Consider the following 14,052-nt stretch of genomic DNA (forward strand, 5'->3'; position numbering starts at 1 on the left):
TTCAGCCCTGAACCGTCATCGTGGCGGTGTTGTCGTCCTTTGGGCGCTCGCCGTCGGGCTGTGTGCCGGTCGTCATGTAGTAGATCGTCTCGGCAATGTTCGTGGCATGGTCTCCGATGCGCTCGATGTTCTTGGCGCAGAAGAGAAGATGCGTGCAGGATGTGATGTTGCGCGGATCTTCCATCATGTAGGTCAGAAGCTCGCGGAAGAGCGACGTGTACATTGCGTCGATTTCCTCGTCGCGGTCGCGGATCGACTGCGCCTTCTCGGCCGAGCGCGTCGTGTAGACGTCGAGAACGTCCTTGAGCTGGGCAAGAGCCAGTTCGGAAAGGTGTTCCATGCCGCGGGCCAGCGCGCGCGGAACGCCGCTCTGCTGGACGGCGATGACGCGCTTGGCCGTGTTCTTGCCGAGGTCGCCGACGCGTTCCAGGTCGGAGGCGATGCGGATCGAGCCCATGATTTCGCGCAGGTCGTTGGCGACCGGCTGGCGGCGGGCAATCGTCAGGATCGCCTTGTCAGTGATTTCGCGCTCGGCGGCGTCGAGAATGGCGTCGTCGGAGATCACGCGCTGCGCCAGCGCCGCATCGGCGTTGACCAGTGCGCGAACGGCATCCGCTGCCATCTGCTCGGCCATGCCGCCCATTTCCGCGATCCGGCGGCTGAGAAAACGCAGTTCCTCGTCATAGGCGGTCATAATGTGGGATTGGGTCATGTCGGGCCTCTTCGATCAGCCGTTGCGCGTTCATGCTCGGCCGCACCATGACAATGGCGCGACGCATTCAGTCTGGATGCGCTTTCCTAGCGCCACCCGCCAATGCTTTTATGACACTTTGGCAAAAGATTTGTGACAAATTATACGACTGAATTCACTCGTTTATTTTAAACGTGTGGAGGGCAATGATCATACCTGTCGTCAAAATCTGACCGTGAATACCGATCCCTTGCCCATTTCCGACTTCACGATGAGGCGGGCGCGATGCCGTGTCAGGATATGCTTGACGATGGCAAGCCCCAGCCCGGTTCCTTTTTTGGAACGGCTGGCTTCGACGTTCACACGGTAAAAACGCTCGGTGAGGCGCGGAATATGCTCCTCTGCAATGCCCGGTCCGAAATCGCGGATCGAGACTTCCGCGCCCTGGCCTTTCGTCGCCGGCGTCAGCGTCACCTCGACGCGTTTGCCCTCCTGCCCGTATTTGCAGGCGTTCTGCACGAGGTTTTCGAAGACCTGGATGAGCTCGTCGCGGTCGCCGGCCACGAAGACGGGATCTTGCGGCAGGTCCATGGCGATCTCAATATCGAGCGATGCAGCGAGCGGCTGTAGGGCGTCGCGTACATGGCCGAGCAGCGGCAGCAGGTCCACCCGATCGGAGGGCGCGATATGCGCCTTCAGTTCCAGCCGGGAGAGCGAAAGCAGGTCATCCACCAGTCGGTTCATGCGTTGGACCTGCTCAAGCATGATGCCGAGGAAGCGTTCGCCGGCTTTGGGGTCGTTTTTCGCAGGCCCCTGCAGGGTCTCGATGAAGCCCTGCAGCGAGGCGAGCGGGGTTCTCAGTTCATGGCTGGCATTGGCCACAAAGTCCGAGCGCATGCGTTCGACCACACGCGATTCCGAGATATCGCGGAAAGACAGGATGAAATGCGTCGCCTTTCCGTTCTCGCTCGGCATCGGTGCAACCCGCACCAGATAGACCCGCGTCGAGGGATGGCGCTCCGAATACTCAACCGTGTTCACATTGCCCTTGGCGATCGTCTCGCGCACGCAGTCGAGAATGGCCGGAGAGCGCAACCGCGTCGTGATGTGGGCATTCGCCTCGATTTCGCCGAAAGCCTCGGCGGCAGCCCCGTTCTGGAAAACGATATTCTCGCGCGCATCGATCAGATAAAGCGGCATGTCGATGGCAGACAGCGCGGCGCTGGTCACGCCAATATTGTCCCGGGCCGTCTCGGCAGCGGGCAGCGCCTCGATGACCGGCGCGGCAACCGTTTCGCTTCTGGCGTTACGCGCAGGCTGATAGGCGAGGATCGCCACGGCACCAACGGAAAGCACGAGGGCAACGGCAACTGAATGCATGGCGGCGGCAAAGGCAGCCACGAGGATCAGCAGGCCGGCAAGCAGGGTATAGGGACTTTGCCGCCACCTGATTTTGCCGTCGTCGTCCGTCAATGCCACGCCTTCCTCCCAACACACGCGAATCGCTAATGATGGGAACTTTGTTACGCTTCTATTGTGACATGTTTTTCTTCGCGCGCATCCGCGCTAGGATGAAATAATGTGACAGGAGGAATGGCAGCGTATGGCAGACCAGAAGAGCAGGGCCGTCGAACTCGAATTTGGCGGCAAGAAGCGGGTGTTCGATGTCGACGATCCGCATCTTCCCGAGTGGATCGAGGAGGCGGCGCTCGATTCCGGCGGCTATCCTTACAAGAAGAAGCTGAAGGAAGAAGATTATCAGATCGAGCTCCATTCGCTGCAGAAGGAGCTGGTGAAGGTCCAGTTCTGGCTGCAGAAGACCGGAAAGCGCGTGATGTCCGTCTTCGAGGGGCGCGATGCCGCCGGCAAGGGCGGCTCGATTGCGGCGACGCTTGCCTACATGAACCCTCGCTCCGCCCGCGTCGTGGCGCTGACCAAGCCGACCGAGACCGAGCGCGGCCAATGGTATTTCCAGCGCTATGTCAGCCACTTCCCGACCGCCGGCGAATTCGTCGCCTTCGACCGCTCCTGGTATAACCGCGCCGGCGTCGAGCCCGTCATGGGCTTCTGCACGGAGGACGAATACAAGGCCTTTCTCAAGGCAACGCCCGACTTCGAGCGGCTGATCGTCAATGACGGGACCTATCTTTTCAAGTTCTGGCTCAATATCGGCCGAGAAATGCAGCTGAAGCGCTTTCACGACCGCCGCCACGATCCGCTCAAGGTCTGGAAGCTCTCCGACATGGACATTGCCGCGCTCACCAAATGGGACGATTATTCCAAGGCGCGCGACAAGATGCTGAAGGAAACACACACCAAGCACGCGCCCTGGACGGTCATCCGCGCCAACGACAAGCGCCGCGCCCGGTTGAACCTTATCCGCCACATCCTCCATTCGCTGGATTATGATGGCAAGGAAAAGCAGGCCATCGGCGAGATCGACAACGAGATCCTCGACGGACCGGAACTGCTGAAGGACTGACGACAAGGCCGCTCCTCCTTCCAACCGCGGGGGAGGGGCGATGCCGCCAACCGCCTGCATTTGTTGACAATGACGGGCGAAGCCGCAATAGTACACGCGCCGCTGTCGAAGCGGCATTTTTTATTCCCGTCGTTGACTGGACCTGAAGGAGAGACGCGCCATGGCCGAAGCCACGCCGCTTTATGACAGTTATTCCCGTGCGCCGCTCCGTTTCGAGCGCGGCGAGGGCGTCTGGCTCATTGCGGAAAACGGCGAGCGATATCTCGATTTCGCAGCCGGCGTGGCGGTGAATTCGCTGGGCCATTCGCATCCCCATCTGGTCGAGACGCTGAAGGCCCAGGCCGAAAAGCTCTGGCACACGTCGAACCTCTATGAGGCTCCGGGCCAGGAAAGGCTCGCCAGCCGCCTCGTCGCCAACACCTTTGCCGACAAGGTCTTCTTCACCAATTCCGGTGCCGAAGCGATCGAATGCGCCATCAAGACGGCGCGCCGCTATCACTTCCACAAGGGGCATCCGGAAAAGTTCCACATCATCACCTTCGACGGCGCCTTCCATGGCCGCACGACGGCGACGATCGCGGCCGGTGGCAACGAGAAGTACATTGAAGGCTTCGGCCCCAAGGCCCCCGGTTTCGACAAGGTCCCCTTCGGCGATCTGGATGCCGTGAAGGCCGCCATCACTGAGGCGACCGCCGGTATCCTGATCGAGCCCGTGCAGGGCGAGGGCGGCGTGCGCCCGGTCGATCCGGAATTCCTGCGCGCATTGCGTACCATCTGCGACGACCACGGCCTTCTTCTGCTCCTCGATGAAGTGCAGAGCGGCGTGGGTCGCACCGGTCGTCTCTTCGCGCATGAATGGGCCGGCATCACGCCGGACATCATGGGCATCGCCAAGGGCATCGGCGGCGGCTTCCCCTTCGGGGCCTGCCTCGCCACGGAAGAAGCGGCCTCCGGCATGGTCGCCGGCACCCATGGCTCGACCTATGGCGGCAATCCGCTCGCCATGGCGGTTGGCAATGCCGTGCTCGACGTCGTGCTCGGCGATGGCTTCCTCGAACATGTCAACGACATGAGCCTCGTCTTCCGCCAGGGTCTGGAATCGCTGAAGGATCGCTATCCGGACGAAATCGTCGAAGTCCGTGGTCAGGGCTTGCTGCTCGGCATCAAGGCCAAGCGCCCGGTGGCCGATCTGATCAAGGCGGTGCGCGCCGAACACATGCTCGGCGTCGGCGCCGGTGACAATGTCATGCGCCTCGTTCCGCCGCTGACCGTCACGGCTGACGAAATTCGCGAAGGTCTCGCTCGCATCGAACGGGCGCTCGACCATCTCAAGGCTGCGGCATAAGCAGCCAATCTATTTCAGGACATCGACATGGCCTCTCCGAAGCATTTCCTCGATCTCTCCGCCGTTTCCGCCGGCGAGCTGCGCGTCATCATGAACGATGCGCTGGCCCGCAAGAAGGCGACGAAGGCCGGAACCGCCGACCAGCCGCTCAAGGGCAAGATGCTGGCAATGATCTTCGAGAAGCCCTCGACCCGCACCCGCGTCTCCTTCGATGTCGGCATGCGCCAGCTCGGCGGCGAAACGCTGTTCCTGTCGGGCACCGAAATGCAGCTTGGCCGCGCCGAAACCATTGGCGACACCGCCAAGGTGCTTTCGCGCTTCGTCGATGCGATCATGATACGCACGACGGCCCATTCGCGCCTGCTGGAGCTGGCCGAACACGCAACCGTGCCGGTCATCAACGCGCTGACGGATGATACGCATCCCTGCCAGATCATGGCCGACATCATGACCTTCGAGGAGCATCGCGGTGCCGTGAAGGGCAAGACGATTGCCTGGACCGGCGACGGCAACAACGTGCTGCATTCCTTTGTCGAGGGTGCGGCGCAATTCGGCTACCGCATGAACATGGCCGTGCCCATGGGCTCCGAGCCGGACGACCGCTTCCTCAACTGGGCCCGCAACAAGGGCGCCGAGCTGATGCTGACCCATGATGTCGACCGCGCGGTTTCCGGCGCCGATTGCATCGTCACCGACACCTGGGTGTCGATGAACCAGGAACACAAGGCTCGCGGCCACAATGTCTTCATGCCCTATCAGGTGAATGCCGAGCTGATGGCCAAGGCCGGCAAGGAAGCCCTCTTCATGCATTGCCTGCCGGCGCATCGCGGCGAGGAAGTGACGGATGAGGTCATCGACGGGCCGCAATCGGTGGTCTTCGACGAGGCGGAAAACCGCCTTCATGCACAGAAATCCATTCTCGCCTGGTGCCTTGGCGTCATCTAATTGATTTACTATCTAAGGGGCAATTCTGAGCATGACGCGCAAAAGTGTATAGCGGTTTTGCGACAACGTCATGCCTAAGAGGAACTGGAGACGATGAAGATCGATTGTTCAGTCCTCTCCACCCCTGAAACACGCTTGAAAGACGGCCGTCCGCGATATCGGACCCGGCCGGGAGAAACATGATGTCAGACCTGACCGCCAATCTCGGCGAATTTGGTTTCGCCGGGGACGACAACGTTGTTCCGTTCCAGGTCGAGGGTCTCGATGTGCGCGGCCGCGCCGTGCAGATCGGGCCGATGCTCGACGCCATCCTTGCCCGCCACGACTATCCGGTGCCGGTGGCAAGGTTGCTGGCCGAAGCCATCGCGCTGACGGTCCTTCTCGGCACCTCGCTGAAATTCGAGGGCAAGTTCATCGTGCAGACCCAAGGGGACGGCCCGGTCGATCTTCTGGTCGCCGATTTCTCGACGCCCGACAGCCTGCGCGCCTACGCCCGCTTCGACGAAGAGCGCGTGAAGGAAGCGATGGAGGAAGGCCTGACCTCGCCGCCCGATCTGCTCGGCAGCGGCATTCTTGCCTTCACCATCGATCAAGGCGCCCACATGGGCCGCTATCAGGGCATCGTTGAAATGGACGGTTCGAGCCTTGAGGACATCGCCATGGTCTATTTCCGTCAGTCGGAACAGATCCCGACGGCGGTGCGCCTCAGCGTTGCCGAACTGCTCGACCGCGACGAGGCCGGCAAGCCGCGCCATCGCTGGCGGGCTGGCGGCCTGATCGCGCAGTTCCTGCCCGAGGCGCCGGAGCGCATGCGCCAGCCGGATCTTCCGGGCGGCGACGGCGACGAAGGCCACGAGATCGAGGAAGACGACAACTGGACCGAGGCCCGCAGCCTCGTCGCCACCATCGATGCAGACGAACTCACCGACCCGCATGTCGGGGCCGAACGCCTGCTCTATCGTCTCTTCCACGAGCGCGGCGTCCGCGTTTTCGAGCCGCAGAAGGTCTATGATCGCTGCTCATGCTCCCGCGACAAGATCGCCGGCGTGCTGCGCGGCCTTGAGGCCGAAGAGGTCGATCAAGGCTTCGAGGATGGGGTGATTACCGTCACCTGCGAATTCTGTTCGCAGGTCTATCGCTACACGGCTGAAGAAGTAGAAACGGTTCGGGCAGAAGCGTAACGGTCCAGAATGCCGGACGCTGAACTCAGTTCAGCGTCCGCGCCAGCCCCGGTGAATCGAGTGAAAACGCGGGAATGGCGACGTCGAACTTTTCGCCTTCGTCCGTTTCCATCTGATAACGCCCGAACATCATGCCGGAGGGCGTATCCAGCGGACAGCCTGATGAATATTCATAGGTGTCACCCGGTGCCAGCCGCGGTTGTTCGCCGATCACGCCAGGTCCCGTGACCTCGTCGACCTGTCCGTTCTGATCCGTAATGTGCCAATAGCGATGCATGAGCCGCACCGGTGTCTTCGACCAGTTGGCGATGACGATCCGATAGCCCCATACATAACGGCTATCCTCCGGATCCGACTGTTCCGGAAGATAGAACGGCTCAACCGTCACTTCGATGTCCCGGGTTACCGCCCTATACATGCCACACCTGCAAAACCATGCATTTAGGTATTGTACACCAAAGCGCTTGCGTCAAGTTTCCGTTAGCCTCCAGACAGCATGTCAGGCATCGCTGATAAGCCCTGCGACACAATTTTTCTTGACTCGGAATATCATGATATTATGGCTGTCTGGAAATGCCGGCCAGCAAAGGCTGGAACCGTTCACGGAGCATGAAATGCAGATGCGGAAGTTTCAGATCGTCGCCGCCATGTCGGGTGCTGCCATGGCCATATTCGGTTTCTCTGCGAGCGCCGAAGACATGAAGACCTATGAGATCACCGTCAAGGACAAGGTCTTTACGCCCGGTGAGATCACGGTCAAGGCGGGCGAGCCCTTCCGCATCAAGCTGAAAAACGCCAATCCGATGCCGGTCGAACTGGAGTCCTCCAAGCTTGGGTTCGAAAAGGTCGCGGCTGGCTTCTCCGACATCCTCGTCAATGTCCGGGCACAGGCGCCTGGCACATACACGTTCTTCGATGACTTCCATCCAAAGGAAACCATCGGCAAGGTCGTCGTCCAGTAATCGATCAAACACGGACTGATAGTCATGCTCGGCGCGCTCATCATCGTCTTCCGCGAAGTCTTCGAGGCTGGCCTCGTCATCGGCATCGTACTTGCCGCGACGAGGCTTGTTGCCGGCAGCCGCTGGTGGATCGCGGGCGGTGTGCTGGCAGGCATCGCCGGCAGTGCGCTTCTGGCGATGTTCGCCGAAGTCGTCTCGAAATGGGCCGATGGTTTCGGGCAGGAGCTCTTCAATGCCGGCGTGCTGGCCATCGCGGTCTGCATGCTCGTCTGGCATAATCTCTGGATGGCCCGCCACGGCCGAGAACTTGCTGCCGAACTGACGGCGGCCGGTCAGGCCGTCAGCGAAGGCAGCCGGCCGCTCGCAGCGCTTGCCGTCGTTGTCGGGGTCGCGGTCCTGCGCGAAGGTGCCGAAGTCGCACTCTTCATGTATGGCATCGTGCTGGCCGGCGGCGACAGCTGGTCGTCGCTGGCTTTGGGCTCCATGCTGGGCCTCGTTCTCGGCGGCGGCGTCTCCGCGCTCACCTATCTCGGCCTCGTGAAGATCCCGACGCGCTACCTTTTCTCCGTCACGTCCGCGCTGATCACGCTGCTCGCTGCCAGCATGGCGTCCCAGAGCGCCGCGCTTTTGCTGGCTTCCGGCAGGGTGAATGTTCTCTCCACGACCGCCTGGGATACGTCTTGGCTGATCGATGAAGGCAGCATCCTCGGCCGCCTCCTGCACACGCTGGTCGGCTACGCGCAAAGCCCGAGCGAGCTTCAGGTTCTGGTCTATGTCGTGACACTGGTCGCCATTGTCGTGCTGACCAAGGCGCTGTCACCCCACCATGCGCCGCGCCCCGCGGCGGCAGGGCGGTAAACGGGCAGATTTGCTCGCCTGCCGAGCCTCTGTTAAAATACCAGCATGATAAACGTGGTTGACCGTATGATCGTGCCCGCCGAGTTCCCCGAGCTGAGAGCGCTCGTCTGGAACCGCGACCCTGCATGCGCAATTCCGGCCAAGGAGGCCTTTGCGCTCTACGAACGCAATTGGCGTTTTGTCGACCGCGAGCGTCTGGGTGAGGATGAAACGCATCTCATCGAAGAACTGGCGCATGCATTCGGCCATGGCCGGCTCCTGGTGTGATCCCGTGATTAAGTTTAGGCGTCCGGAACACAACAAGATTGCTGGCCTGCTGCGGAATATGAATGCAGATTTTCTGCTGGAAAGCCGCTGCTGGTTCGGCGGCGGGACAGCCATCGTTCTGACCCGCGGCGAATATCGCCGTTCGCTAGACCTCGATTTTCTGTGTGCCGACACGGATGGCTACCGCGATATCCGAAACGCGGTGTTCGACCGCGGTCTCGCGGCCTTGTTTTCGGGCGAGGTCAGGCAGCTTCGCGACATTCGCTCGGATGCCTACGGCGTTCGAACCCTTGTCGAATTCGAAGGTCTCGCCGTTAAATTTGAAATCGTACGCGAAGCACGGGTCACTCTGGCTGGTGCACTCTCGCCTGATCTCCAGGTCCCATTGCTCGGAACGAACGACATGTTTGCGGAGAAGCTCTTGGCGAATGCCGACCGCTGTTTCGACCGCGCGGTGGCCTATCGCGATGCGATCGATCTGGGACGGCTTGTCGAGGCGAATGGCGGGGACATGCCGCTTGCCGCCATCGAGAAAGCCGAGGCGGCCTATGGTCAGGATATTGCGCGCAAAGCAGCCGGAGTTCTCAATCATGTTAAGAACAAGAGCGAGATTGCCTATGCGGCGGAAGCCCTCGATATGAATGCACGGGTTGCGGAAGCCGCCATTGACGCCTTCCGCGATGCGGCGCGCCGGGCCTGGCCCGACGCAACCATCGTCAAGCCTTGACCTTCGACAGCGCCTGTTCCAGGTCCGCGATCAGATCGTCTCCGTCCTCGATGCCGAGCGACAGGCGCACCGTGCCGGCGGAGATACCGAGTTCGGCGCGGTCCTCGTCCTTCAGGTTCTTGTGCGTCGTCGTTGCCGGATGGGTGATCAGGCTCTTGGCGTCGCCGAGATTGTTGGAAATGCAGATCACGTCCAGCGCATCCTGAAGCGCAAACGCCGCTTCCTTGCCGCCCTTGAGCTCAAAGGCAACGAGCGTCGAGCCGCCGGTCATCTGCTTGGCGATGATGTCGGCCTGCGGGTGATCGGCGCGGCCCGGATAGATGACCTTGGCGACGGCCTTCTGGTCGGCAAGGAAATCGGCAACGCGGGCGGCGTTTTCCGTCTGCTGTTTGACGCGCAGCGGCAGGGTTTCGAGACCCTTCAGCAGCGTCCAGGCATTGAACGGCGACATGGCCGGGCCCGTATGGCGGAAATAGTCGTGCAGGTTCTCGTCGATCCAATCCTTCGAGGAGAGGATGATGCCGCCGAGGCAGCGGCCCTGGCCGTCGATATGCTTGGTGGCGGAATAGACGACGATATGGGCGCCGAGATCGAGCGGGTGCTGGAAGAGCGGCGTTGCAAACACGTTGTCGACCACCAGCTTCGCGCCGATCTGGTTGGCAAGCTTGGCAACGCCGGCTATGTCAACGACCTCCAGCGTCGGGTTGGTCGGGCTTTCCAGGAACATCACCTTGGTGTTCGGCTGGATGGCCTTTTCCCAGTTGGCGAGATCGCGCCCGTCGATCAGCGTGCAGCCGATGCCGTAGCGCGGCGCCAGCGTTTCGACGATGTAGCGGCAGGAGCCGAAGAGCGCGCGGGCGGCCACGATATGATCGCCGGCCTTCAGCTGGCAGAGAATGGCGGCGGAGATGGCGGCCATGCCGGATGCGGTGGCGCGGGCGTCTTCGGCGCCTTCCAGCAGGCACATGCGCTTTTCGAACATGTCGTTCGTCGGCGAACCGTAGCGGGCATAGATGAACCCGTCATCCTCGCCCTTGAAGCGAGCCTCGGCGGCAGCCGACGTTTCGTACAGGAACCCTTGGGTGAGGAAAATCGCTTCGGACATTTCGCCGAATTGCGAGCGCAGCGATCCGCCGTGTACGAGCTTGGTTGCGGGTTTCCAATTCCTGGTCATGGATATGCACCTTTGCATAACAAAAAAACCGGTCGCAAAAGCGGACCGGTTTCACACCCGGTCCTTTTAGCCACTTATTTAACGTGGCTGCAAGCCGACCGGCCAAATCACCACGGGATAAAAAGCCCTTACGCCTCAAGGGCGCTTGCGTCAAGGAAGCGATTTTGGTTTTGTCCGCCAAAGGATTTCAAACATGACCCGCACTACCGGAATTCTGGCCGACAAGGCGATCAAGGCTCTGTTCGATGACGGCAAGCTCAAGAGTGAGGCCGCGCTCGACCATGACCAGATCCAGCCGGCCAGCCTTGACTTAAGGCTCGGCGCAAAGGCGTTTCGTGTCCGCGCCAGCTTCCTGCCCGGTCCGCATCATCTGGTGGCTGACAAGCTCGACCGTCTGAAGCTGCATGTCGTCGATCTGAGCGAAGGCGCGGTTCTCGAAACCGGCTGCGTCTATATCGTGCCGCTGATGGAAAGCCTGTCGCTTGATGCCGCGATGTCGGCCTCCGCCAACCCGAAAAGCTCGACCGGCCGGCTCGATATCTTCACCCGCGTGATTACCGACCGTGCCCAGGAATTCGACAAGATCCCGGCCGGCTATAACGGCCCGCTTTATCTCGAAATCTCGCCCCGCACCTTCCCCATCGTCGTGCGTCGCGGTTCGCGCCTGTCGCAGATCCGCTTCCGCATCGGCAATGCACTTTTGACCGAGCAGGAGGTGAAAAGCCTGCATGCCAGCGAAGGTCTGGTTGCGGCGAGCGAACCGAATGTTTCCGGCGCCGGCATCGCGCTCTCCATCGATCTCGAAGGCACGGGCCCGGATGGCCTCATCGGCTATCGCGGCAAGCATCACACGGCCGTCGTGGATGTCGACCGCAAGGGCGCGCATGACCTGCATGACTTCTGGGAGCCGATCTACGGCCGCGGCCGCAACGAACTGATCCTTGATCCGGACGAGTTCTACATTCTCGTCTCCCGCGAGGCCGTCCATGTTCCGCCGCTCTATGCCGCCGAGATGACGCCCTTCGACCCGCTGGTCGGCGAGTTCCGCGTGCACTATGCCGGCTTCTTCGACCCCGGCTTCGGCCATGCCGCCGCAGGCGGCAAGGGCTCGCGGGCGGTTCTCGAAGTGCGCAGCCACGAGGTCCCCTTCATCCTCGAACATGGCCAGATCGTCGGCAGGCTGGTCTATGAGCATATGCTCGAACAGCCGCAGGCGCTCTATGGCTCCGGCGTCGGCTCGAATTATCAGGCGCAGGGCCTAAAGCTTTCCAAGCATTTCAGAAGCTGATCCGAACGTCCGAGAGGTTTCGGCTGCGGACCGCACGGCAAGCAAACACGAGGCCGCGCGCGTTAACTATATTGCGTGCTATTCTCGAACATTTTTGAGATAATTGTTCGCGCTTCGTTGACAATAGTCCTGACTCGATTAGGGATTTGGAAACTTTTTCAGCGTGAGGGTATTATGAAAGAGCTTCTTTTTTCGTTCCAGGGCCGCATCAATCGCAAGAAGATCTGGTTCGCATTCCTGATCCATGTGCTGGCAGCTGCCGCTGTCGGCATTATCATGACGCTCCTTTGGCAGGTCGTTCCCGGCTCAGTCGGTGAGGACGGCACGTTCCATGTTGAGGGCGCTGCGTCCGTTCCGTACCTCGTCGTCAGTATTGGCTATCTGGTCTTTGCCGTTTGGTCCGGTCTCGCCGTTGCCGTCAAGCGCATGCATGACCGTGATCGCTCCGGCTGGTTCATCCTGATCCAGCTGATCCCGCTCATCGGCCCGATCTGGTTTCTCGTCGAAGCCTATTTCCTGAAGGGCACGACGGGTCCGAACCGTTTCGGCGAAGACCCGCTTCAGGCCTGATAGGCCAAAGTCAAAAGTAACAAGCGGCGCCGGCGACAAGCCGGCGCCGTTTTCTGTTTCAGTTGCAGTCGGAACTGACGACCTTGCAGGCTCCGTCCTTGCAGCCCTGCAGAGCCTGGATCTCTGCGTCCTTCTGCGTCGGGGCAACGCCCCACCAGATCGACTTGCCGCTGGACGCCAGCGCGCCGCATTTCTCATAGGTCACCGCGAGCGTGCATTCCTTGCCGCCTTCATCCTTGCAGAATTTCATGGCGTAGTTGGAGGCTTCCTTCTCCGTATCGCCGCCGCCGACGCCGTAATAGGGGGCCTTGCTCTTGTCGGATGTATCGACTGCGAAGGCGCCCCATTTGTTTTCGCCGGCAGATGCACTGTTTGCGAATGCAGTCGCAACGAAAGCGGCCATAAGGCCGAACTTGACGATGTGTTTCATGGGCTTGACGTTATCCTGTGGCTTTTTGGGCGGTCGGAGGACCGACGGCCTGCCCATCTGATATCGGTCAACGCAACACTGGCAACGTCTCTCGCGAAAACATTTTTGCGATGTTCGAATCGCCGGCAAAGTCTACGAGCCCCCTCCGGGAAGTGGGGCCAGGAAGGGGCTCGCGACAGGCTGGGGCGACGGGCTTACCTGCGCTTCCAGCCGGTAATCATGGCGCGGGCCAGATTTTCCCTGTGTTCCAGGCTTGCCAGAACGACGCCTGCGATATGCAGCGCGATGAGACCGAGCGTCGAATAGACAAGCGCCTTGTGCATGTCCTCAACCCACTCGATCCCCCAGAACGTATCCGTGGTCATCATGTATCCAGTCGTCACGATGCCAGCGATCATGGCGATCAGCAGGATAACCATGACTCCACCCGCCGGATTATGGCCGACATAGCGCCTGGCCTTCATCGACAGGCTATCCTTCAGGAAGGCCATGATCGTGCGCGGCGAATAGATGAAGCTTCCAAACCGCGCATGCCGGGTTCCCACGAGACCCCAGAGGATTCGGATCACGAGCAGCGAACCGATCGCATAGCCCGAGAGGATATGGGCAGATTTCCATTCATCCCCCGTGAAGAAGGAAAAGGTGAAGAGCGCGACAAGTGACCAGTGAAAGATCCGCACCAGCGGATCCCACACCTTGATCTGGTCGTCGCTCCGGCCGGGCCTTTCCCGGCCTTCGAGCGCGACCTCGGTCATCAGTTGCTGCCTTCGGTGCCGACCTGAATGCCGGTTTCGGGGTTGAAGACCTGTTCGACCTTCTTGCCCTTGGCGTCGATGGCATAGACTTCGTAGCAGCCGTTCTCGACCTTGATCTTGCGAACATCGAGCCCCAGTTCCTTTGCCTTGGCCTTCATGGCGTCTTCGCTCATCCACTTGTCCTTCGGCACATCGCATTTGGTGCTTTCGTCTTCTGCCTGGGCGATGCCGGAGGCGAGTGCGGAGATGAGTGTGGCAGCGAGAATGAGTTTCTTCATGGCTTTGGTTCCTTCAATGGCGACCGGGACCCCGTGTCCGACCGTTGCCAGGAAACCTAGCGACTGCGAACTGAGCGATGGCTGACGGAAAATGTCAGC

17 protein-coding genes and 1 riboswitch are annotated in these 14,052 nt (G+C 60.8%); of the genes, 10 read left to right on the forward strand and 7 right to left on the reverse strand.

Translation table 11 applies throughout. The features are described from left to right. Position 1: 1 nt before the first annotated feature. Together phoU and phoR are read right to left on the reverse strand one after the other, a co-directional pair. Positions 2 to 712: a phosphate signaling complex protein PhoU gene (phoU, locus tag ABID16_RS10125; protein WP_354556219.1), complete on the reverse strand. Its 711-nt coding sequence runs from the start codon at positions 710 to 712 to the stop codon at positions 2 to 4. Between the two features lie 201 nt (positions 713 to 913). Continuing rightward, entirely contained in the window at positions 914 to 2,164 is a 1,251-nt protein-coding gene (phoR, locus tag ABID16_RS10130) for a phosphate regulon sensor histidine kinase PhoR (protein ID WP_354556513.1), read from the reverse strand. 130 nt (positions 2,165 to 2,294) lie between these two features. Here phoR and ppk2 point away from each other — a divergent pair, with 130 nt between their 5' ends. The 4 genes from ppk2 (at position 2,295) to ABID16_RS10150 (ending at position 6,644) form a co-directional block, all read left to right on the forward strand. Next, a complete protein-coding gene (ppk2, locus tag ABID16_RS10135) occupies positions 2,295 to 3,173 on the forward strand; it encodes a polyphosphate kinase 2 (protein WP_354556220.1) in 879 nt (292 codons plus the stop codon). Between the two features lie 160 nt (positions 3,174 to 3,333). Further along, entirely contained in the window at positions 3,334 to 4,518 is a 1,185-nt protein-coding gene (locus ABID16_RS10140) for an aspartate aminotransferase family protein (protein WP_354556221.1), read from the forward strand. 27 nt (positions 4,519 to 4,545) lie between these two features. Continuing rightward, positions 4,546 to 5,463, forward strand: a complete 918-nt coding sequence (gene argF / locus ABID16_RS10145) for an ornithine carbamoyltransferase (RefSeq protein WP_354556222.1) — start codon at positions 4,546 to 4,548, stop codon at positions 5,461 to 5,463. Between the two features lie 182 nt (positions 5,464 to 5,645). Then, positions 5,646 to 6,644, forward strand: coding sequence for an Hsp33 family molecular chaperone (locus ABID16_RS10150; protein ID WP_354556223.1), 999 nt, complete (start codon positions 5,646 to 5,648; stop codon positions 6,642 to 6,644). Positions 6,645 to 6,669: 25 nt separating this feature from the next. Here ABID16_RS10150 and apaG read toward each other — a convergent pair whose 3' ends face one another. After that, complete coding sequence (gene apaG / locus ABID16_RS10155) at positions 6,670 to 7,062, reverse strand: Co2+/Mg2+ efflux facilitator ApaG/CorD (protein WP_109855933.1); 393 nt, start codon at positions 7,060 to 7,062, stop codon at positions 6,670 to 6,672. Between the two features lie 196 nt (positions 7,063 to 7,258). Between apaG and ABID16_RS10160 the strand changes: the two genes are divergently transcribed. The 4 genes from ABID16_RS10160 (at position 7,259) to ABID16_RS10175 (ending at position 9,458) form a co-directional block, all read left to right on the forward strand. Further along, positions 7,259 to 7,606: a cupredoxin domain-containing protein gene (locus ABID16_RS10160; protein WP_354556224.1), complete on the forward strand. Its 348-nt coding sequence runs from the start codon at positions 7,259 to 7,261 to the stop codon at positions 7,604 to 7,606. Between the two features lie 24 nt (positions 7,607 to 7,630). Further along, positions 7,631 to 8,464 (forward strand): FTR1 family iron permease, encoded by an 834-nt coding sequence (locus ABID16_RS10165; protein ID WP_354556225.1) that lies wholly within the window; start codon positions 7,631 to 7,633, stop codon positions 8,462 to 8,464. A 66-nt stretch (positions 8,465 to 8,530) separates the two neighbouring features. Next, positions 8,531 to 8,731 carry a hypothetical protein gene (locus ABID16_RS10170; protein ID WP_354556514.1) on the forward strand — a complete coding sequence of 67 codons (201 nt, stop codon included), beginning with the start codon at positions 8,531 to 8,533 and terminating at the stop codon, positions 8,729 to 8,731. A 58-nt stretch (positions 8,732 to 8,789) separates the two neighbouring features. Then, positions 8,790 to 9,458: a nucleotidyl transferase AbiEii/AbiGii toxin family protein gene (locus ABID16_RS10175; protein WP_354556226.1), complete on the forward strand. Its 669-nt coding sequence runs from the start codon at positions 8,790 to 8,792 to the stop codon at positions 9,456 to 9,458. Here the strand turns inward: ABID16_RS10175 and ABID16_RS10180 are convergent. Then, the gene (locus tag ABID16_RS10180) at positions 9,448 to 10,632 is read right to left on the reverse strand and encodes an O-succinylhomoserine sulfhydrylase (protein ID WP_354556227.1); all 1,185 of its coding nucleotides are present in this window, start codon (positions 10,630 to 10,632) and stop codon (positions 9,448 to 9,450) included. The two genes, ABID16_RS10175 and ABID16_RS10180, sit on opposite strands and share 11 nt — an antisense overlap. A 45-nt stretch (positions 10,633 to 10,677) precedes the next feature. Next, positions 10,678 to 10,756: riboswitch (SAM riboswitch) on the reverse strand. Between the two features lie 69 nt (positions 10,757 to 10,825). Between ABID16_RS10180 and ABID16_RS10185 the strand changes: the two genes are divergently transcribed. Continuing rightward, a complete protein-coding gene (locus ABID16_RS10185) occupies positions 10,826 to 11,920 on the forward strand; it encodes a 2'-deoxycytidine 5'-triphosphate deaminase (protein WP_354556228.1) in 1,095 nt (364 codons plus the stop codon). A gap of 174 nt (positions 11,921 to 12,094) precedes the next feature. After that, positions 12,095 to 12,490, forward strand: coding sequence for a DUF805 domain-containing protein (locus ABID16_RS10190; protein WP_354556229.1), 396 nt, complete (start codon positions 12,095 to 12,097; stop codon positions 12,488 to 12,490). Positions 12,491 to 12,548: 58 nt separating this feature from the next. Here ABID16_RS10190 and ABID16_RS10195 read toward each other — a convergent pair whose 3' ends face one another. From ABID16_RS10195 to ABID16_RS10205, 3 genes are all read right to left on the reverse strand, one after another. Beyond that, the gene (locus ABID16_RS10195; RefSeq protein ID WP_354556230.1) at positions 12,549 to 12,920 is read right to left on the reverse strand and encodes a DUF4189 domain-containing protein; all 372 of its coding nucleotides are present in this window, start codon (positions 12,918 to 12,920) and stop codon (positions 12,549 to 12,551) included. 194 nt (positions 12,921 to 13,114) lie between these two features. Further along, on the reverse strand, positions 13,115 to 13,675 hold the full coding sequence (locus ABID16_RS10200) for a cytochrome b/b6 domain-containing protein (protein WP_354556231.1): 561 nt from the start codon (positions 13,673 to 13,675) through the stop codon (positions 13,115 to 13,117). Continuing rightward, positions 13,675 to 13,953, reverse strand: a complete 279-nt coding sequence (locus ABID16_RS10205) for a PepSY domain-containing protein (protein ID WP_354556232.1) — start codon at positions 13,951 to 13,953, stop codon at positions 13,675 to 13,677. The genes ABID16_RS10200 and ABID16_RS10205 overlap by 1 nt, the downstream gene beginning before the upstream one ends. Between the last annotated feature and the right edge of the window lie 99 nt (positions 13,954 to 14,052).

It is taken from the genome of Limnomicrobium aquaticum (genome assembly GCF_040545545.1).
In the GTDB taxonomy this organism is placed as follows: Bacteria; Pseudomonadota; Alphaproteobacteria; order Rhizobiales; family Rhizobiaceae; genus Ensifer_A; species Ensifer_A aquaticum.